Annotated in this window: 18 protein-coding genes, 1 tRNA gene and 1 pseudogene; 6 read left to right on the forward strand and 14 right to left on the reverse strand. The window is 39.5% G+C overall.

From position 1 onward, the window contains the following. Positions 1–683: 683 nt before the first annotated feature. Positions 684–1,961 (forward strand): citrate synthase, encoded by a 1,278-nt coding sequence (gene gltA, locus FTU75_RS06095; protein WP_078189909.1) that lies wholly within the window; start codon positions 684–686, stop codon positions 1,959–1,961. Positions 1,962–2,295: 334 nt separating this feature from the next. Here gltA and FTU75_RS06100 read toward each other — a convergent pair. From FTU75_RS06100 to FTU75_RS06120, 5 genes and pseudogenes are all read right to left on the reverse strand, one after another. Beyond that, positions 2,296–3,935 (reverse strand): annotated as a pseudogene (locus FTU75_RS06100) (flavin-containing monooxygenase). Beyond that, a complete protein-coding gene (locus FTU75_RS06105) occupies positions 3,932–4,798 on the reverse strand; it encodes an SDR family NAD(P)-dependent oxidoreductase (RefSeq protein WP_180024111.1) in 867 nt (288 codons plus the stop codon). The pseudogene FTU75_RS06100 and the gene FTU75_RS06105 overlap by 4 nt, the downstream one beginning before the upstream one ends. A gap of 12 nt (positions 4,799–4,810) precedes the next feature. Then, the gene (locus FTU75_RS06110) at positions 4,811–5,767 is read right to left on the reverse strand and encodes a metal-dependent hydrolase (RefSeq protein WP_078192996.1); all 957 of its coding nucleotides are present in this window, start codon (positions 5,765–5,767) and stop codon (positions 4,811–4,813) included. A 239-nt stretch (positions 5,768–6,006) separates the two neighbouring features. After that, positions 6,007–7,443 (reverse strand): VWA domain-containing protein, encoded by a 1,437-nt coding sequence (locus tag FTU75_RS06115; RefSeq protein WP_180115393.1) that lies wholly within the window; start codon positions 7,441–7,443, stop codon positions 6,007–6,009. Next, entirely contained in the window at positions 7,431–8,933 is a 1,503-nt protein-coding gene (locus FTU75_RS06120; protein ID WP_180115394.1) for an AAA family ATPase, read from the reverse strand. The genes FTU75_RS06115 and FTU75_RS06120 overlap by 13 nt, the downstream gene beginning before the upstream one ends. Positions 8,934–9,095: 162 nt before the next feature. Between FTU75_RS06120 and FTU75_RS06125 the strand changes: the two genes are divergently transcribed. Together FTU75_RS06125 and FTU75_RS06130 are read left to right on the forward strand one after the other, a co-directional pair. After that, a complete protein-coding gene (locus FTU75_RS06125; RefSeq protein WP_180115458.1) occupies positions 9,096–9,611 on the forward strand; it encodes a hypothetical protein in 516 nt (171 codons plus the stop codon). A 375-nt stretch (positions 9,612–9,986) separates the two neighbouring features. Further along, positions 9,987–11,612: an NAD+ synthase gene (locus FTU75_RS06130; RefSeq protein ID WP_180024107.1), complete on the forward strand. Its 1,626-nt coding sequence runs from the start codon at positions 9,987–9,989 to the stop codon at positions 11,610–11,612. 267 nt (positions 11,613–11,879) lie between these two features. On the opposite strand, the gene FTU75_RS06135 is transcribed toward FTU75_RS06130, so the two are convergent. Continuing rightward, a tRNA-Met gene (locus FTU75_RS06135) sits at positions 11,880–11,956 on the reverse strand. Positions 11,957–12,123: 167 nt separating this feature from the next. On the opposite strand from FTU75_RS06135, the gene FTU75_RS06140 reads away from it, so the two are divergent. Together FTU75_RS06140 and FTU75_RS06145 are read left to right on the forward strand one after the other, a co-directional pair. Continuing rightward, complete coding sequence (locus FTU75_RS06140; protein ID WP_078193001.1) at positions 12,124–12,540, forward strand: hypothetical protein; 417 nt, start codon at positions 12,124–12,126, stop codon at positions 12,538–12,540. A gap of 293 nt (positions 12,541–12,833) precedes the next feature. Next, a complete protein-coding gene (locus FTU75_RS06145; protein WP_078193002.1) occupies positions 12,834–13,274 on the forward strand; it encodes a universal stress protein in 441 nt (146 codons plus the stop codon). Positions 13,275–13,383: 109 nt separating this feature from the next. Here FTU75_RS06145 and FTU75_RS06150 read toward each other — a convergent pair whose 3' ends face one another. The 6 genes from FTU75_RS06150 to FTU75_RS06165 all read right to left on the reverse strand — a co-directional run bounded on the left by FTU75_RS06150 (position 13,384) and on the right by FTU75_RS06165 (position 16,659). Next, the gene (locus tag FTU75_RS06150; RefSeq protein WP_180115395.1) at positions 13,384–13,701 is read right to left on the reverse strand and encodes an MGMT family protein; all 318 of its coding nucleotides are present in this window, start codon (positions 13,699–13,701) and stop codon (positions 13,384–13,386) included. Positions 13,702–13,773: 72 nt separating this feature from the next. Further along, on the reverse strand, positions 13,774–14,133 hold the full coding sequence (locus FTU75_RS06155; protein WP_180115396.1) for a type I secretion C-terminal target domain-containing protein: 360 nt from the start codon (positions 14,131–14,133) through the stop codon (positions 13,774–13,776). A gap of 30 nt (positions 14,134–14,163) precedes the next feature. After that, entirely contained in the window at positions 14,164–14,385 is a 222-nt protein-coding gene (locus FTU75_RS18390) for an Ig-like domain-containing protein (RefSeq protein WP_257223720.1), read from the reverse strand. 27 nt (positions 14,386–14,412) lie between these two features. Next, positions 14,413–14,610, reverse strand: coding sequence for a hypothetical protein (locus FTU75_RS18395; RefSeq protein ID WP_180035355.1), 198 nt, complete (start codon positions 14,608–14,610; stop codon positions 14,413–14,415). After that, positions 14,585–14,785 (reverse strand): BapA prefix-like domain-containing protein, encoded by a 201-nt coding sequence (locus tag FTU75_RS18400; RefSeq protein WP_257223721.1) that lies wholly within the window; start codon positions 14,783–14,785, stop codon positions 14,585–14,587. Before FTU75_RS18400 ends, FTU75_RS18395 begins: the two co-directional genes overlap by 26 nt. A 374-nt stretch (positions 14,786–15,159) precedes the next feature. Further along, the gene (locus tag FTU75_RS06165; protein WP_180042274.1) at positions 15,160–16,659 is read right to left on the reverse strand and encodes a sodium:proton antiporter; all 1,500 of its coding nucleotides are present in this window, start codon (positions 16,657–16,659) and stop codon (positions 15,160–15,162) included. Between the two features lie 219 nt (positions 16,660–16,878). On the opposite strand from FTU75_RS06165, the gene FTU75_RS06170 reads away from it, so the two are divergent. After that, positions 16,879–17,436 carry a hypothetical protein gene (locus FTU75_RS06170; protein WP_180115397.1) on the forward strand — a complete coding sequence of 186 codons (558 nt, stop codon included), beginning with the start codon at positions 16,879–16,881 and terminating at the stop codon, positions 17,434–17,436. Positions 17,437–17,492: 56 nt separating this feature from the next. On the opposite strand, the gene FTU75_RS06175 is transcribed toward FTU75_RS06170, so the two are convergent. Together FTU75_RS06175 and FTU75_RS06180 are read right to left on the reverse strand one after the other, a co-directional pair. Beyond that, positions 17,493–18,398 (reverse strand): neutral zinc metallopeptidase, encoded by a 906-nt coding sequence (locus FTU75_RS06175; RefSeq protein WP_180007459.1) that lies wholly within the window; start codon positions 18,396–18,398, stop codon positions 17,493–17,495. A gap of 46 nt (positions 18,399–18,444) precedes the next feature. After that, positions 18,445–19,371, reverse strand: a complete 927-nt coding sequence (locus FTU75_RS06180; protein WP_180007458.1) for a DUF808 domain-containing protein — start codon at positions 19,369–19,371, stop codon at positions 18,445–18,447. Positions 19,372–19,395: the final 24 nt, after the last annotated feature.

Here is a 19,395-nt window from a genome sequence, read left to right on the forward strand (position 1 = left end):
TCTTTCTTTTCCCACTACATTTTAAAATTTTCCAACACATTCGCCAAGCCATAATCATAAAAATAAATGTGCATCATTTTCTCAAATAATAAAACTCAAAGATCATGAAACGAAATAAGTACTTAGTCTGTGCATAAAAATCTCAGCAACAGCAAATCTGTTTAATAAAACTCCATTTTTTACCTTTCCAATGACAAAAATGCTTATTTATTGATCTTTTAAAGGCGTTTAATTAACTATTTTTTAACCAAACGAACTTTTTTTTAAGTACGATTAAGTCGTTTTAATTATGAATAAGAAAAAAGCAATTTAGAGCCAAAAATGTGTGTAAGTTACGAAAATTATAATAATTTAATGAAATAGCGGTCTTGTAATTCATATTTGTTTCAGAGTTTTTAAGAATTAAAAATTGCTTACAATTAAGGCAATAGGCTTTTTTTAATCTGCACCTCCCCTGCAAATTGACTTATTATACTGCGTCGGCACTGTGATTTTACTCATTTTTTAAGCGGATGAATTGTGCTTCATTTCAAGGAATGATCCTCAATTTATATCCATAAGTATAATTGACAAAATTTCAGTTCCCTCTAATCTTAGAGCAAATTTTTGATCTGTCTGATTCTCGCATTAAAAGATTAGTACTGAGTCAGATAAAACATTCACCAGGACAGGAGATCTATTGAATGTCTGAAGCAACTGGCAAAAAAGCCGTTTTACAGCTTGATGGCAAAGAAATTGACTTACCAATTTACAGTGGCACTCTAGGCCCAGATGTAATTGACGTTAAAGATGTGTTGGCCGCAGGTCACTTTACTTTTGATCCTGGTTTTGTCTCAACGGCTGCTTGTGAATCTAAAATCACTTTCATTGACGGCGGTAAAGGTGTTCTTCTACACCGTGGCTACCCAATCGACCAGCTTGCTACTAAAGCAGACTACTTAGAAACTTGCTACCTTCTTTTGAACGGCGAGCTTCCTACTGCTGAACAAAAACAAGAATTCGATGCTAAAGTTCGTAACCACACTATGGTTCACGATCAAGTTGGCCGTTTCTTCAATGGTTTCCGTCGTGACGCTCACCCTATGGCGATCATGTGTGGTGTTGTTGGTGCGCTTTCTGCGTTCTATCACAACGGTTTCGATGTTGAAAACATTGACCACCGCGAAATCACTGCTATTCGCTTAATCGCTAAAGTTCCTACTTTAGCTGCTTGGACTTACAAATACACAGTAGGCCAACCATTCGTTTACCCACGTAACGACTTAAGCTACGCAGAAAACTTCTTGTACATGATGTTTGCTACTCCTGCAGACCGTGATTACAAAGTTGACCCTATTCTTGCTAAAGCAATGGACCGTATCTTCACGCTTCATGCTGACCACGAACAAAACGCGTCTACTTCTACAGTACGTCTTGCTGGTTCTACTGGCGCTAACCCATACGCATGTATCGCTGCGGGTATCGCGGCTCTATGGGGACCTGCTCATGGCGGCGCGAACGAAGCTGTTCTTAAGATGCTTGATGAAATCGGCACTGTAGAAAACGTTGCTCCGTTCATGGAAAAAGTGAAAACTAAAGAAGTTAAACTTATGGGCTTCGGTCACCGAGTTTACAAAAACTTCGATCCACGTGCGAAAGTAATGAAAGAGACTTGTGACGAAGTGTTAACTGCACTTGGTATCAACGATCCACAACTTGCTTTGGCTATGGAACTTGAACGTATTGCGCTTTCTGACGAATACTTCATCAAACGTAACCTATACCCTAACGTAGACTTCTACTCAGGTATCATCCTTAAAGCGATTGGTATCCCAACAGAAATGTTTACTGTAATCTTCGCTCTTGCACGTACTGTTGGTTGGATCAGCCACTGGTTAGAAATGCACAGCGCACCTTACAAAATCGGTCGTCCTCGTCAGCTTTACACTGGCGAAACTCAACGCGATATCCAAGGTCGTTAATTCGAAAGAATTGTGCGAATCTAAAAACCGTCCCTTTGGGGCGGTTTTTTTATGCAGCTAGATATATTTTGCACTTTAAAACAGCCCTATCTGACTGAATTTTCCTGCTCAATCATTAGATAAAACGATGCCTCACAAGCTATAAAGTATGCTGTTTATTGCTGAGTGTATTTTAAATCGCCATTTTCTAGAAAATCTCACACTGCTTCATCAGATATCGTCATAAAAAAAGCCTAATTCCACGTAGAAATTAGGCTGTAAACAAAAGGTTTAAATATTGATGATGCTTTATTTTGGCTTATTAAGTTAAGTAACTTTTATTAAGCAATATTCTCTAGGCAACCGTCTCATAGTCTGCCAAGTCCATATGTTTAAGACGCAGCTTTAACTGTTTCAGTGACCACGGCCAAGCTGCAAAATTGCGCCCATTGGCATCTAAGTAATAACTCTTACAACCGCCACTATTAAAGACCGTAGTCTGTAAATGCGTCTGTACTTTTGCATTGTGATAGGCCAATACATTTGGCTTAATTTCAAGCCGTTGTATCTTCTCTTGTTTCATTTTTACTAAAGCATCAACGATATACCCAACCTGTGCTTCTGCAATCCCAATAAATGAGTCATAAACCAAAATATTTGGCCCAAGCACCAAGAAGGCATTAGGTACTTGCGCGATACTGGTACCCAAAAACGCTTCAGGAGAACTGTTTTTCCAAAGTTCTGACAATAACTCCCCTTTGGCATTTTTTACACGCTGCCCAATCGGCGGATGAGAAACTTCAAAACCTGTGCCCCAAATAATGACATCGACTTCATGACGTTCACCATTCGCAGCAATAACAGTATTACCTTCTATTTCAACTAAACCATGTGGTACAAGTTCGACATTGGCTTGCTGCAAAGCAGGATAAAATTATTGGCAAATAAAAGACGCTTACAACCAATAGAAAAGTTTGGTGTAACTTTTTCACGTAATTCAGCATCTTGAATTTGTGTTTTTAACAACTGACGACCCAAATAATTCACAGGCTCTAAAAGCGAAGGATTACGTAGTCCTAAATTAATACCATTTAATATACCGGCCACACTTTTGCGCCAAGTTTCTTGTACTGTTGGAAAGCGGGTAATGATGCCTTTCGCACGGTCATTCAGTGGTAAATCTGCTTTTGGCAATACCCATGGCGCGGTCCGTTGAAACACCACCACTTTTTTGGCAATAGGTTGAATCTGAGGAATAAACTGAATCGCAGATGCCCCCGTACCAATCACCGCAATACGTTTATCTTTTAAGTCATAGGCATGGTTCCATCGCGCAGAATGGAACATTTCACCTTCAAAGCTTTCAATACCTTTAATTTTTGGAATTTGAGGTTCAGTAATCGGCCCAGTGGAAAAAATTACCGTTCTCGCCGCATACTTACCTTTGCTCGTCTCCAATTGCCATTGCTTTAATTCCTCATTCCATTCCGCTGCAATCAATTCACAGTTGAACTGAATGTTACGATAAAGCCCATGCTGCTCTGCCACATCCTCTAAGTAGTTCAGAATCTCAGGTTGCTTGGCAAATAAATGACTCCATTTATGACTCGGAGCAAATGAAAAAGAATACAACGCCGAAGGAACATCACATCCACAACCTGGATAGGTGTTGTCGCGCCATGTACCTCCCACGCGATTGGCTTTTTCTAAAACCACATAATCTGTATAACCCCGTTCATTCATTTGATGAGCAGCAGCTAAACCTGATATCCCCGCACCAATCACAATGGTATCGTAGACACGCACTTGATTTTCTACGCTTGGTTTTTCTAGGTTAGGCTCTGACTCTGATTGGTCTTGTACTGCTTTTTTTGCTTTGGCAGAAGACGTTACAGTACGACTTGCATTAGTTTGCGTTGTTGCCTTTTTAGTTTGAGTTTTCTCTTGATCTAATGCTTTTACATCTTCATCATGTAATTGTGTCGGCATGTTCATGCTTTTGCTCCCGACTTTTTAATATAGTTGTTAAATAAGGGATAACCCACCCCCAATAAGCGGGTATAGGTTTGCGGGGATAGACGCTTTAACCACCAAAATAATTTGGCATCAGGTTGCGGAATGGTATACAACTTCCCTGCATCTAAATTATTCAATGTCAAATTGACGACATCGTCGCTCGTCGTAAATGCATGATTCATCAGCAGTTGATCAGCCAAGCCTGAATATCGATTGGGTAAGCGTCCATTTTTCATGATATTGGTCGGCACCAAAGTTGGGCATAGTACATTCACACGGATATTTGCCGATCTGAGCTCTGCCGATAAAGTTTCAGACAATGCCAACACACTCGACTTCGTCACGTTATATGCTGTCATTTCTGGTGCAGCGGTATATGCCGCAGCAGAAGCAACATTAATAATCGCGCCCCCCTGCTTATTTTGTTTCAACTTGGGTACAAAATAATGGCAGCCATGCACCACACCCCACAAATTGACATGCATACACCACTGCCAGTCGTCTAAACTCAGTTCATCAAATTTACCACCCAGCCCGACGCCTGCATTGTTGATCACCAAGGTCACAGCATGCCCCATCAACTGCTCAGCTTGCTCTGACAATGCTTTTACTTCTTCAGCTTTACCTACATCACACTGCACCGCATAAGCATTTGATGATGTCATGGATTGAATTTGATCCACCGTTTCTTGCGCTGCCTCTAAATGAATATCGGCACAGACCACTGTCCCACCACGACGTGCCAACTCCAAAGCAAAGCTTCTTCCTATACCACTGCCTGCACCTGTGACCACCGCATAGGCGTTTTCACTTGGCTTGTTCTTTTTTCCAAATAGACCCATGGTTTTGTCCTTTTATCGTTTTAATGCTGGTGTAAATTCTTTGACGAAATAAGGTGTCAACACACCATCAACAGGGTTCAGCAGGCGCTTTTTGTAATATTCAAGAAATGCAGAAGTGTCATGATCATTCGGGTGAAAACTTGGTCGTAGATAGTCAAAAATATGCCCGAGGCTGCTGCCATAAACACCATCTTTTAACCCAAAAATCAGTTGGAAACTGCGCGGAACATCTTTCCAATAACTTAGGCTAATCAAGTTCGACGGTTTTCTGTAAAACGGCACAATCGAAGCGCCTATCGAAATCAAACCCAAAATGGTAATTAATGCAGGGAAAAAGCCAGCAATACGTAAAGCATAATTACCTGATAATTCTTGATAAACATCATAGGCAATATCTTTGTGTTCAGACTCTTCCAACATATGCCACATCCAAATGGCGCGCTGCTTTTCATCTATTGAATTAAAAAAGATTTCTTCATGATTCATCATGTATTCCGCAAGTACTGCGGTGAAATGCTCAATTGCTGCCATTAAAGATAACTTCATTGGCTGTGGCATACGTTCAAAACCATAGGCAAAGACGTAGTGTTCTAACTTTCTAAAAAATTGCACAGGCAGATTTCTTGCGCGATATGCTTCATTCATTTCTTCATGCATACGTGAATGAATGGCCTCTTGCCCAATCAACGACGTGACACGTTGTCTTAATACAGGATCTTGAATAAAGTCACGATGATATCGAGCAGTATCAATCACCAAATCTTCGCCACGAGTTAAGAAAATAGACAATGACGCAAAATAGGCACTGGCCAATTCTGCATTCATATAAAATTTTGGATCAATTTTTTCGGGTTCGAAATCAAATTTCATATGACGAATAGGAACAACGGCAGACTGTTTTGTTGGGTCAAAGACAGGGCCTGCAAATACGCGTGCTAAAGTTTTTTTTATCGGTTGAAAAGCGCTCATGATTTTGCTCTCAATTTGGGTGTTTCCCCTTCATTGACTTCATGTCGATTGAAGTAAAAACACATAGATTGAGATCAAATTAAGTGAGATAGATCACTAGGCCATTAGCAAAACCGTCCTCTAGATTTGCAAAAATGCTCAAATATTTTCTTTGTCAGACAATCTTTAAAACATCGATGCTGTATGGCTCAAAAGCTTGTCATTAAAGGTCATGGCGTATTTTTTGTGAGGGACGGTTATTAGATTTTTTGCACTTCGCCAGTCGCAGATTGATAGACCCATTGATGATCAAACAGGCTGTCGTCTAAATGATCCAGTTTAAAATTACCGATAGCCACAGCATAGAATCCATTGCCCTGCTGCTTAAAATGTGTGATCTCTTGCATGAGTTCTTCAGTCAGTTGACCCATTATAAAGTCGGAAATCACCACCACATCGGCATGTACAAAATTCGGTTGTTTCAGCATGTCTACGGCATGATTCATCGCAGGGATAATATCGGTTCCCCCATGAAATGACTGCCCTAAAAAGTGAATGACATCATCCAAAGCGCTGTTACGCTGTAAATTCAGCGCAGTTAAATTGGTCGAGAAATTCACCAAATACATCGCTCGCTTTTCTTTTAGCGCTAGAATAGATAAATACAAACAAATCGCTTTGGAAATCAGTTCAGGTTGCCCATTCATTGAGCCACTGGTATCTAAGCAGACAATCATCGGGCCTTTTTGTCCGACTCGACGCTGTGTATGGCGTGGGTCTTCGATCACCCGCCCCTGTTGCTGACCTTGTCGATTAAAACTCATCAGATTAGATTCTAAATATTTCAAATCAAATAAAACTTGCAAGTCTGGATCGGCTAACAGCGCCAACTCGCTAGGTAAAGCCATACTGAGTTCTTGTGCCAATTTAATTCCAGTAATTTCCTCTTGCGCCATCGGGGTGTGAATAAGCTGCTGTGGCTCTTGTTCTAACTGAGCAGAAATCCGCTTACGAGGCCTATTCGGCTGTGCGCTTCCGATCATTTGACATAGACGTTTAAGCGCCCGATCTTGCTCGAGATAATTCGCCCATTGCTCAAAGTTCTGTACATCATGCTCAGTTAATTGCCCTTTGGAATAGTCCAGAAAAATCCCAGTTTCAAACCCGACACTGTCATGGTGCTTGACCATTTTCGACAATGTCGCAAGAAAATCTTTGATTTCATCTAAAAAGGCATCTCGTTGTAAACGGAGCTGCTCAAACTCCCAATGCGCAATAGCTTCAGTCAATTTGCGCTGCCATTTACCTTTGAATAGCTCAATGTGTAATTGACGCTGTTGCTCGGTCAGCAACGACTGTTGGCTCTGTTGCCACATTTCAGTGAATTCTGGAATCCCCAAGGTTTGCATGAAGGCAGCATATTCAGTGTGGAATTGAACAAAATCGCCCTGTTCCCAATGCTTTATCGCAAGCCAATGTTCCAATTGCTGCTGCGCCATTGCATAGGGATGCTGCTGATCTAAACTCGACTTTGCCTGAAAGGCCCATTCCTGAATTTTTTGATCGAGCTTTTTTGCAACTTTATGATCATCCAACCAATGTTTTAAACTGGATTGTTTTAATTCATCATAAAGTTGTGAACTTAATTCATCGAGTGCCGATTGGGTTTGTTGTCGTGTCGGTTTTAATTGCGACATAACTGTTCCAGACGCTCACAATCTTGCAATTGCAACTGATATCGTGCCAATTGCTGCTCAATAGATTGAATTAATTGTTGAATATCCTGTTCAGTGACAAAGACAGAATTGAACTGATGCTTCTGGCTATTAAAGCGTTCCGTCAACAGATCCAATTCTGTTTGAAACAGTGCTTTGAGCTGTTGAACCTCGTGTAACAGCTCAAATTGGCTTTGTGCTGAAAGAGAGCTGCGCGGACTACCTTTGGTATGTTTTATGTACGGCGTCACCACTTCTTCTAGGCCGTAATAACCACCTTTTAACGTACACACTCTTGAACCATTAAAATTACACACGATGCCACGCACTTCTTCACCAGTATCATCTAAGGCAAAGAAGTCCTTTTTCGTATCCATTTTATCTAGTTCGAGATACAATACTTTATCTTTATAGTGTCGATCTAGATTGGTCACTGCACGCAAGTAATCAGTGCCATGAATTAAATAACTCTCATACACATCATCAGTATAATAAAAATGATTGAGCACCCGCTGTTCAAGTGCATCCTTCTCTGCCACATGCTGTTCGAACTGTAACCTGTAATTTAAGCCATTTTCAGCCAATACTTCATCTATCTGCTGCGATACAAAGGCAATGTCTTCAGGCTGATTCCATAAACAATGTTTTAAAATTAATAAATCACTCAAAATCACCGATGAACGATCATTTAAAAATGCACAGGCTTTGACTAAATAAGCCACACGTTGCCAACGACGGTCAGAGACATAGACCACGTGATCTTCAAAGTTATGATTGAGTCGAGTTTTAAGTTGATCAAACAGATTTAAAATCGATTCGGGTAAATCCACCTGATAAATCTGTTCCCGCCAATCTTGTAACTCTGCTTTTGTTATTTTTAAAGTTGCATCGACTTCAACACTGACTTGACTCGGTTTGGCCTCTAATAGTGCATGGAAGTTTTCTGCAATAGCAATCGGCGGCACTTCTAAACGCAAAATAAAACGATCATACAATGCATCTAGACCTTGATTTGGTTCGGGAATTTCATTCGATGCACTAACCAAAACATTCAATGGAACTTTTTGGACAATGTCACCATTTTTAAAACTCCGCTCATTCACCAAGGTCAGTAAAGTATTTAAAATCGCAGGGCTGGCTTTCCAAATTTCATCTAAAAAAGCAAAATCTGCCCGTGGTAAATAATGTTCTGTTTTACGTATATATTGATCTTCTTTTAAAGCTTTAATAGAAACTGGCCCAAAAATTTCTTCCGGCGTACTGAAACGATTCATCAAATATTCAAAATAGTCATGGACTTCAAAAGCAGAGGCTATTCGACGCGAAATCAAACTTTTTGCTGTGCCGGGCAAACCATATAAAAAGGTATTCATACCCGCAACACCAGCCAACAAACTCAAAGCAATAATCTGCTCACGTTCATACATATTTTTGCTGATTTCAGAAATTAAAGTATTGATCCGTGCTTGCATCTGATTATCTGTTTGACCGAAAACTGAATTGTAACGCCCTAACCGATGTTTCGCTGTAGCAGATGCAAAAATATCGCTTTTTAAATACAGCGCAACAGCGTGATATTGTATTTTCAGGTTATAGTAAAATTACACATCCCTTTGGAACTCTAGAAACTTTTCATCATGTTGCCCTTCTTTCCTACACTCATCCGACTGTTAAAACTTGATGGTTTTAAATATCGATCCCTCACGGCAGGTGAAATATCCATGTGTCAGAGTGTGTTTGGGGATTTGATTCAATATGAACAAGTGAAAGTGATGAATCACCCTTTTTTGCCTTGGCAATCGGCGCATGTGGTCATGGCGCCTCAGGGGTATATCCATGCACGAAATTTACTGTTTAAAGCGGACTATGCCAAAGCGTCCTTAGGATATCGCGCCCTGTTTATTCATGAGATGGCCCATGTTTATCAATACCAGCAGCAGATCAATGTTTTGGGCCGGGGTGCTGTTTTACAGATGGCGTATTTCTTCAGTTTTAAAAAATATAATCCTTACCGCTATACCCTCAAACCACACAAGGCATTTTTTGACTACAACATTGAGCAACAAGGTGACATTGCTCGTGACATCTATTTAAAGCGAATTAAAAATATTATTTTATATCCAGAACTTGTTCATCAAATTGAGCTGTAAAGCGTCAATGCTCTTTGACGAATATTTATAGATAAAATTAAATATCGCCTGATCATTCTATTTCACGCTATTGCTCGACCATTGACGCTATTTTAAGTACAAAAAAACAGCATTAATATTTACTTTATGGCACATAAGCTCAGCTAGGCTTTTAAAAGCTATGAATACCTCTAGTATCTCGCTTAAATTCAGATAAAATAGGTTCACCTTATTTTTTTGCTTTGCATCAAAACAAGTGAATTATCATACGATGATGGTGTTTTGTTTTCGCCTTTCGGCAGTATTTTTCGTATCTAAATACACTCGCTGAATAATCACAATAATACAAATCAGTGTGTTAAGTGTATTCACCTATAGGAATAGGATTTAGTTGGAATGAATAGTTTTAAAATTGCACTTGCTCAGTTCTCTCCGCATATTGGTAACCTAGAATCAAACGCAGCAAAAATGCTTCAACAAGCCAATGCTGCAAAAGAACAGAACGCAGATATTATTGTTTTTCCTGAACTTTCTACAGTTGGTTATCCTGCTGAAGATTTATTATTACGTCCAAGTTTAAATAAACGTACACAGCAAGCTTTTGAACAATTGGCGAACGTTAAGGACATCGTTTTAGTCTTTGGTTTTGTGAATCAAACTGAAGATGGTCAGCGCTATAACTCTGCTGCTGTCATGAAAAATGGTCAAGTTCTCGGGATTTACAATAAACAAAATCTTCCAAACTATAGCGTTTTTGATGAAAAACGTTATTTCAGTGAGGGTCATCAACACCTTGTCTTTGAATATTTAGGTCATAAGTTTGGTGTGTTGATTTGCGAAGATGTTTGGGCTTTACCAACTGTTCAACAGCTTGCTCAGTTAAATGTTGAAACCGCTTTGGTGTTGAATGCTTCACCTTATGAAGTTGGTAAACCACAGCATCGCATTGAAACCATGGGTGCATTGACCAAACAATTGAACATCAATCTGGTTTACTGCAACCAAGTGGGCGGTCAAGATGACCTTGTCTTTGATGGCACAAGCTTTGTGATGAACAATTCAGGTGAAGTTGCGTTGCAAGCACCAAGTTTTGTTGAAGATCTATATATCGCAGAATACGATGCTGAACAAAAAGCCTTTAAAACAGGTGCAATCACGCCTGTATTAAATACCATGGCTGAAATCTACCAAAGCCTTGTGATCGCAACACGTGACTACGTACAACGTTCAGGCTTCCCTGGCGTGATTTTAGGTCTATCTGGTGGTATTGACTCAGCATTAACTTTAGCGATTGCTGCCGATGCGATTGGCGCCGATAAAGTTCAAGCGGTCATGATGCCATATACCTATACCGCGCAAATCAGCGTTGAAGATGCTGCTGAACAAGCCAAGAATATGGGCGTAACTTTTGGTATTGCCGAAATCAATCCAATTGTGAATGGCTTTATGCAAACCTTATTCCCTTTCTTTGGCGCTGCACCGACTGATGCGACTGAAGAAAACCTACAAGCGCGTTCTCGTGGTACGTTGCTAATGGCCTTATCGAACAAGTTCGGCAATTTAGTCCTTTCTACAGGGAACAAGTCTGAATTATCTGTTGGCTACTGTACATTGTACGGTGACATGGTCGGTGGCTTTGCGGTTCTTAAAGACGTTTATAAAACGATTGTATTTGAACTAGCAAAATACCGTAACAGCATTTCAGAAACACCAGTGATCCCTGAACGTGTAATTACTCGTCCACCTTCTGCGGAACTTCGTCCAGATCAGAAAGACCAAGACTCATTACCTGAATATGAAGTATTGGATGCCATCTTGTATGCGTATATCGAAGAAGACATGAGCCAAGATGACATCATTGCCAAAGGTTTTGATGCTGAAGTCGTGAAAAAAGTCATCCGTTTGGTTGATCTAAACGAATACAAACGTCGCCAAGGCGCGATTGGTCCACGTATTAGCTCACGTGCATTTAGCCGTGAACGACGCTACCCAATCGTGAATGGTTGGAAACCGGGTATCTAATTACTCGATTCAAATTAAAAAAAGCCCAGTTCTATAACTGGGCTTTTTTATAGGCGCAAAATACGCAGCAGTAAGAATAAAAAATAATTGAGATGTGTATTTCAAAAGTTAGGACATCAATTCATAACATCAAAGATTTGAGTTCTCTTTTATTTCTACATTAACATCGTAAATAGATTATTTTATTAGTGCTGTAATTATTTCAATCTATTTGACTTTTTCTAGGCACAAAAAAAGAGACCAAGCTGAGAGCTTGGTCTATAAAAATGGTGGCTATGACGAGACTTGAACTTGTGACCCCCGCATTATGAGTGCGGTGCTCTAACCAACTGAGCTACATAGCCGTAAACTGTGGTGGCATTATCTAGATTTCACACATTATCGTCAAGCATTTTTGTTTGCAATTGTTCAGAGTTTAAACAAGCAAAGTTCAAGATGTTACTATTTAAGCAAATTATGCTATTTTTAGCCCTATTTACTATATTTTTTGATTAAAAATTAGAGTTTTATCATGCAATTCAATTCGATAAAAAAAGCCTGTCTGACCCTCAGCCTTGCCGTCATGACCTTAACGGGCTGCCAAATCGTCTCACCTATTTTTGTTGACTATAATGGTGTGCGACGTGATGTGGCGACTTGGATTAATAAACAGCCTTTATTGAGCATGCAACAAAAGCGCAGCATGGCTCAACTTAGCCGAGCACAGCAATCAATCATTCGTCTCGACTTCAATGATCAGGAGAAATTAGTCAGTGTTGCGCGCGCTAATGAAGCTGCGATGTATTGTGCCAATCAGCATTTATCAGCGCGACAAATTCAACGCCTGCAAAAACAGATTTTCCCTGAAGATGCGTTGCATAAATTAAGCTTGCTTGAGCAACAAGCGTTGCATATTACCCTGACAGAGCAAGAGAAACGGTGTGATTGAAACCATGTCCACTGATGGATGAATTATCTAGGCTTAATTTTTTCAGCACCAAATTGTCTTACAATCTAGACATAGCTGCTTACATTATTGAGCATTTTTGCTATCGCTAAGCGAGGTGAAAACAAGTCTATATTTTTGCAATATTTTTATTGCAAATTTCGCAATATCCTTATGAATTTACTTGGTTTTATTCCCAAATAAAAAAGCGTATGATGAAACTATGATCAATGTAAGTAGCACTTTTTTTCAGGTTTTTCCATCCAAATTCAATTGATCAGATAAGGAGAAATAAGATGGCTTTAAATAATATTTTAGTTCCAGTGGACGGTTCAGAAACTTCTTATGCTGCGGTGGCTAAAGCTGTCGAGTTTGCAAAAACTTTTGGCAGTAAAATTACTGTGGTTCAAGTACTGACGCTCGATCCATATATTGCTGCAGAGTATATTTCAGCAACACAAACCAATGATTTAATTGAACGTGCTCGTGCATCGATTTTAAATACACTTGAAGAAGCAAAAGCGAAATTTTCAACTGAAGGTGTCACTGTTGAAACTCGCTTACTTGAAGGTCAAGTGGTGCATACTGAACTGGTTAAAGCTGCAGAAGAAACACATGCGGACTTGATTATCATTGGTTCACATGGCCGTACAGGGATCAAAAAATTCTTCTTGGGCAGCGTAGCTCAAAGCGTACTAGGTGCTTCAGACATTCCTGTTTTGGTTGTACGCAAATAAGCCATTAGATTTATAGCGTGAAATAAAAAGCCTTCTGATCCTAGAGGGCTTTTTATTGACTACTTCATCAATTATAAAATTAAAATTCTATGTTTAAGGCAAGGATTTTTTAAGGTATCCATTGATATTGTTTCAATGAGATGCGTCCATTCACCACAAAGACATTTTCAGCTGCCAATTTCAATTGCTGGATATTTTCACCTTTTTCATTGCAACGCTGCGTGCTGATTTTTCCCTGAGCATTCACCACCCGATGCCATGGGATCGTTGATGTTGCATCTAAATGCTTGAGTACATAGCCAACCAGTCGTGCATGCTTCGGTAAACCCGCTAATTTGGCAATTTGTCCGTAAGTGGCAATCTTCGCCTGCGGTATCAATTGAATGACCGACAAAATTTGCGTTGCCAATTCATCACTCTGCTTCATCTGATCTCCTTTGAGCCGCATAAAAAAAGAGAACCCGAAGGTTCTCTTTGATTAATACTTAATTTTGACAGATTAGTACAGTAATTGGTTGTGATCGATTAAGTCTTGCAAAGTCACATCGGTATTTTTCAAAGTGAGTAATTCAACTTTATCACCAAATTTAGACCCTGTTCCATCACGATCAATGCTGATCACAGTGTTGCCCTTGCCATCAGATTTCACCGAAACAAACTGATCAATATTCGACTGATTGACATTTTGACCTTGTAACAAGGCTTTGATATTCACTTTATCACCTTCAGACGCATTAAAGTCATTCCAAGTATCATGTCCATTGCCACCCGTTGCATCTGCTTGATCCAATACTTTATAAATAACTGTATCAATGCCCGCTTTGGTGGTGAATTGATCATTGCCTACTTTATCTGTCACAGTGACTTCAATGGTTTCACCATTGGTTAATTAATTTTTAAATTCAACATCAAAATTCCCTGATAAATCCACTGTGCCTGCGCCAATGACTTTGCCATCTTGATCTTTTACTTCTACCGTTGTACCCGGCTCACCTTCACCTGTGACGTGCTCACCATCATCGGTGATCACCACATCTTTAGACGCGTGAGGTTTAGTCGTATCCTTAGAACCACCAGAATAATCAGATTCACCAACAATAGCTGCCCCCAATAAACCAGCACCATCTGCTCCCGCAATTCAGGGTAAAATTACATCCGTCAATGAATCGTTATAAAGCAGCAGTTTAATTTCTTCTAAAAGTTGATACTGAATAACATCCGCAATATCACCATTGGCTGTTGTAAATTTTGCCCAATACCATGTACCGTCTTCACCCTCAAATACCAAACTATTGTCTGGTGTCGCCTCACTAAAATAGTTTTGTACAGTAATCACTTCCCCATTTTTTTAAGGTGATTATTACGTCAGCACCATTCTTTGTAATTGAAGCAACATCCTCTTTCCGGATTTTGACTACGATGACAGAATTTTCGATAAGCCCAATTTGATTGGATTCAACTTGATCTAAGACTTTATGACTTTCTTTAGAAATGACAGAAATTTGCGGCATAGGTAAAACCTCATTTATTTGTATTAGGGCCGTTTTTATGCTTTTTGGTTTTGTAATGAATTGTTGGTGACTAATAATTTCTTTGATTACAACTCATTAAAAACAATTTTTTTAATTGTGTGCGTTCTATCATGCTTTGTGTATTTTTTTGCATAATTGTTTGAATATTTTAATATTTTTATCAATACATTCAGATTTTAGATCCATCTTTATACAAGTAATAACAAACACTTATTTGTGTGATGCAAGTCACAATAATACCGATGAATGACCAGTCATAATTTCCCGACTTTTGATGTTACTTGATGGAACACAACTAGAAATAAAAAAGGAAATGCCCAAGCATTTCCTTTTTTAAGTCAAACAAATCAGTTTTAGAAGTTTTCGGGGTTCTCTAAACGACGAACTTCTTGCACTTTTTCTGGGTTATGTACCGCAGCTACACCATCATCTGCTTTAGTATCGATTAACGCTTCTGGGTTATAAACCGTAATAGTTTCATTACCATGGATATCTTCACCCACAATATATTGGAAGCCCTTTTTATTCATTTTATGGCACATTCTTTGGTACCAACCTTTAAAGCCTTTGGTTTCTTCATTGGGATTGTAATAAAAAGCATTCATCACAGCAGGTAAACCTAGACCACACACGAGCCCCGACATTAATACCGCAATAAATGTATATCCAATCAAAATACTACTGTATTCACTAAGTTCAGGAATATTGGCAACAGCGAGAATCAAAGCCAATGAAATGCCTCCACGAACCCCACCCCAGGATAAAATCGCAAGACTACCGTTATAGCTTTTTTTACGGAAACTCGGGAAAAATGCGAAGGATAAATAGTTTGCTGCAAAGCGCGATGCATGCAAAATAATAAACGCTACCATACCACCTAAAATCAAGCTGATACTTAAATCTAAGATAAATAACTCGAGACCGATCAGGGTAAATAAAAAGGAATTGATGATTCCTTCCACGGTATGCCAGAAATGGTTCACTTCCCTTATTTCTCGATCTTGAAGAATTTCTTTCCATTTATTCCCAACGATCAAACCACCAATAACACATGCGATTGGTGCAGATGCATGTGCGAATAAAGCGACTAGATATGAACCACTTGCCAATAATGCTGTGGTTAAAATCAAGGACTCCATTTCATGTTTACCGCGGAGTAAACGTAAAATCCCTAAACCAAATGCCCAACCAATAATGATTGCAACAACAATTTCATATAACAGTGTTTCAAGCGTACCAAGGACGGTAAAATGCTCACCTTGCAAGACATTGAGTAAAGTCATAAACACGGCAATACACATGGCATCATTAAAGAGAGATTCGCCTTCTAATTTCACCATCAAATGATGTGGCGCACGTACCGAACTTAGTACACCTTTGACCCCAATCGGGTCGGTCGCACCTAAAGCCGCACCTAATAATAACAACACCAATAAATCAACATGATGACCAATTAAGAACTGATAACCATATAAAGCAACACCAAAAAACACCGCACAAAGCACCAAGGCAATACTGGCCAATATACTGATCGGCTTCCAATGCAAACGTAAATCTGAAACTTTAAATTTCAAGGCAGATGAGGTCAAAATAAAACAAATCACGCCATTAATTAAAAAGTCATAAAAGTCGATATGACGAACGGCCTCTTCAATATTGTGCAAATTAATCGTCACAAATTGATTGCCATTGAGCAGGCTTGCGCCCCATTGCAAAATAAAGACAAAAATTGCAGAAACAATGGGAACACCTATGGCTTGTGGAAAACCCAAGATACGTTTATTAAAAATCGTGGTTGCAATCGAAAGTGCAAAAATAACGGTAAAAACCTGTAGAAAAAAATAATTTCCCATTTCGTTCCCAATTTTGGTGCTGTGTCGCCTACAGAGTGAGATATAGGTATTTTAAAAATAAATACTAAATTATTTGGTATTTAAAAATAAAATATTTTAACGAATTTTATCTAAATACCGTGTATCAATTCAGTTTTTTTCACATCTTTTATCAAGATCATTTAACATAGCAAGCCTGCATAGATTTTATGCATTTTCATCATCTACATGATTTCTCCTATGCATCAGACTATTAAAACTGTTTTTCGACTCTTTTTTGCTGCGGTGATCTTTATCATTACGGCGGCCCTGATCCTCACTTGCTATAGTAAGACACAGGAAATTTTACGTGCTGAGCACTATTTTAGTCAGGCAAAAACGATCTCACTGGATTCAACACCCAAAGAACAATTGGTTTTGGTCTCCAATAATGAATCACCCGATCGTGCGATATTTATCATGCTGGCGAATAATGGTTATCTTGCCAAAATGAATTGTGAAAACTATGCACAAGATATTTGTCTCGATGAATTTAATCAGCAACACACCCGACAAATTCAACACCTCGATTTACTGAAAATCGGACAATTTCAATATATCCAAAATGTGAGTTTCATCAATAGCCGCACTGGACAAAAACAACAATTACGCTATAGCGATGCCCAATTAAAACAGTTCTATCAAAACGATATTTCAGGCCTTAAATATACAGTTTTTGGCGTGGCTTTATTTGCATTTGCCGCATTGTATGTCAGCTATCGTATTGTTCGAAACTTCAAATCATTTCTCAACAAATAAGCTTCAATCTATTTTTCAATGAAAAAAAGAGGATGTTTTGCATCCTCTTTTTTGTTTTAAATGGCTTGATTAAAGGTATCACAGCTATTGATATTGCCTGATTTCAACCCTGTCTGGAACCATTTCATACGTTGTTCACTGGTGCCGTGCGTGAAGCTATCTGGGACCACTTGCCCTGTTGCACTTTTCTGTAAATAGTCATCACCAATCTTATGTGCAGCGTCCATCGCTTCTTCTACATCACCCTGCTCTAAAAATTGGGTACGCTGTTGATTATGATGCGCCCAAATACCCGCAAAGCAGTCTGCTTGCAGTTCTTGCATAACCGAATAACGATTACCCTCAGCTTTAGATGCTTGCGCACGGGCCTGCTGGACTTGCTCAGAAATGCCTAAAATCGTTTGGATATGATGTCCAACTTCATGGGCAACGACATAGGCTTGCGCAAAATCTCCCGCCTGATCTTGGCGACTCAATTCTGTTTGATTTTGTTCACCCGTGATGCCCATTTGCGTACGCATATCTTTAAAGAATGCAGTATCAATATAGACCTTCTGATCTGCTGGGCAATAAAACGGCCCCATTGCCGCTTGTGCTGTACCACAACCTGAATTGACCACACCATTAAACATAACCAATTTAGGCGCTTTATACTGAGCATTTAACTGTTCTTGGAAGACTTTAGTCCATGTATCTTCCGTATCGGCCAAAACCGTTCCAACAAAATCCATCGCTTCTTGTTGTTCAGGCGTTGGATTATCCAGACCTTTAACTTCAGCCGTTTGACCCTGTGAAGTCACTTGTTTAGTCGCCTGATAAGCTTGCTGCGGATCTACACCAAAAAATTTCCACGCAACAAATGCCACAACCAAACCGAGAATACTGATACCACCCGCTTTTGCACCGCCACCACCGCGACGGTCTTCTACGTTTGAACTAACTCTTCGACCTTTCCAGCGCATAGTGATCTTCCTTATATAAAATAGTTGATATCCGTGCGTTTACAGATTAATCCTTTTGCGACTTTGGCCATACTTTTTGAACTAAAGATACGACGCACAGCACGATTAAACCTGCAATAAAACCTGTCACTAAATTGATTAAAGTCGGTGTTAATGCACCCACAATACTGCCAACTGTAGGAATATGTTCTGCATAATCTACAGAGCCTTCAATAAAATGGTGTAGTAAAGGCACACCATGGGTAATGATGCCACCACCCACTAAAAACATGGCAATCGTACCGACAATGGTCAATGTCTTCATCAACTTAGGTGCAAATGCCAACAAACCTTGTCCAACGGTCTTTTTAAATTGTGATGCTTGTTGAGTGAGATAAAGCCCTAAGTCATCAATTTTGACAATCATCGCGACAAAACCATAAACACCAACGGTCATTATAATTGCAATCACCGAAAGCACCATGACCTTGGTCCCAAATGCAGCGGTTGCAACCGTACCCAATGAAATCACCACAATTTCAGCAGATAAAATAAAATCGGTCCGGATGGCACCTTTGACTTTTTCTTTCTCAAAAGTTACCAAATCCGTTTCAATATGAGTCATCTCTTCACGAGCAACTTCTTCTGTTTTGGCTTTTTTATGATGCAAACTATGCAGGACTTTTTCCACACCCTCATAGCATAAGAACAAACCACCAATCATCAAAAGCGGTGTAATCAGCCAAGGTGCAACCACACTGATCAATAAAGCAGCCGGAACCAAAATTAATTTATTAACAAAAGAACCTTTGGCCACAGACCAAACAACTGGAAGTTCACGATCCGAGCGGACACCACTGACTTGTTGCGCATTCAGTGCTAAATCATCTCCAAGGACACCCGCTGTTTTTTTGGCTGCCATCTTACTCATGACAGCAACATCATCCAGCACAGTTGCAATATCATCAAGTAAGATTAATAAGCTACTCGCCATTATTTTTATCCTTTAGGCATTTTT

Origin of the sequence: Acinetobacter sp. YH12140 (assembly GCF_013418475.1) — a bacterium.
In the GTDB taxonomy this organism is placed as follows: Bacteria; Pseudomonadota; Gammaproteobacteria; order Pseudomonadales; family Moraxellaceae; genus Acinetobacter; species Acinetobacter amyesii.

Bases quoted from the DNA above. Each gene is read 5' to 3' on its own strand.
- gltA (WP_078189909.1), top strand. From the start codon at position 684: ATGTCTGAAGCAACTGGCAAAAAAGCCGTTTTACAGCTTGATGGCAAA.
- FTU75_RS06105 (WP_180024111.1), bottom strand. From the start codon at position 4,798: ATGGGTCTATTTGGAAAAAAGAACAAGCCAAGTGAAAACGCCTATGCG.
- FTU75_RS06110 (WP_078192996.1), bottom strand. From the start codon at position 5,767: ATGAGCGCTTTTCAACCGATAAAAAAAACTTTAGCACGCGTATTTGCA.
- FTU75_RS06115 (WP_180115393.1), bottom strand. From the start codon at position 7,443: ATGTCGCAATTAAAACCGACACGACAACAAACCCAATCGGCACTCGAT.
- FTU75_RS06120 (WP_180115394.1), bottom strand. From the start codon at position 8,933: ATGCAAGCACGGATCAATACTTTAATTTCTGAAATCAGCAAAAATATG.
- FTU75_RS06130 (WP_180024107.1), top strand. From the start codon at position 9,987: ATGAATAGTTTTAAAATTGCACTTGCTCAGTTCTCTCCGCATATTGGT.
- FTU75_RS06140 (WP_078193001.1), top strand. From the start codon at position 12,124: ATGCAATTCAATTCGATAAAAAAAGCCTGTCTGACCCTCAGCCTTGCC.
- FTU75_RS06145 (WP_078193002.1), top strand. From the start codon at position 12,834: ATGGCTTTAAATAATATTTTAGTTCCAGTGGACGGTTCAGAAACTTCT.
- FTU75_RS06150 (WP_180115395.1), bottom strand. From the start codon at position 13,701: ATGAAGCAGAGTGATGAATTGGCAACGCAAATTTTGTCGGTCATTCAA.
- FTU75_RS18400 (WP_257223721.1), bottom strand. From the start codon at position 14,785: ATGCCGCAAATTTCTGTCATTTCTAAAGAAAGTCATAAAGTCTTAGAT.
- FTU75_RS06165 (WP_180042274.1), bottom strand. From the start codon at position 16,659: ATGGGAAATTATTTTTTTCTACAGGTTTTTACCGTTATTTTTGCACTT.
- FTU75_RS06170 (WP_180115397.1), top strand. From the start codon at position 16,879: ATGCATCAGACTATTAAAACTGTTTTTCGACTCTTTTTTGCTGCGGTG.
- FTU75_RS06175 (WP_180007459.1), bottom strand. From the start codon at position 18,398: ATGCGCTGGAAAGGTCGAAGAGTTAGTTCAAACGTAGAAGACCGTCGC.
- FTU75_RS06180 (WP_180007458.1), bottom strand. From the start codon at position 19,371: ATGGCGAGTAGCTTATTAATCTTACTTGATGATATTGCAACTGTGCTG.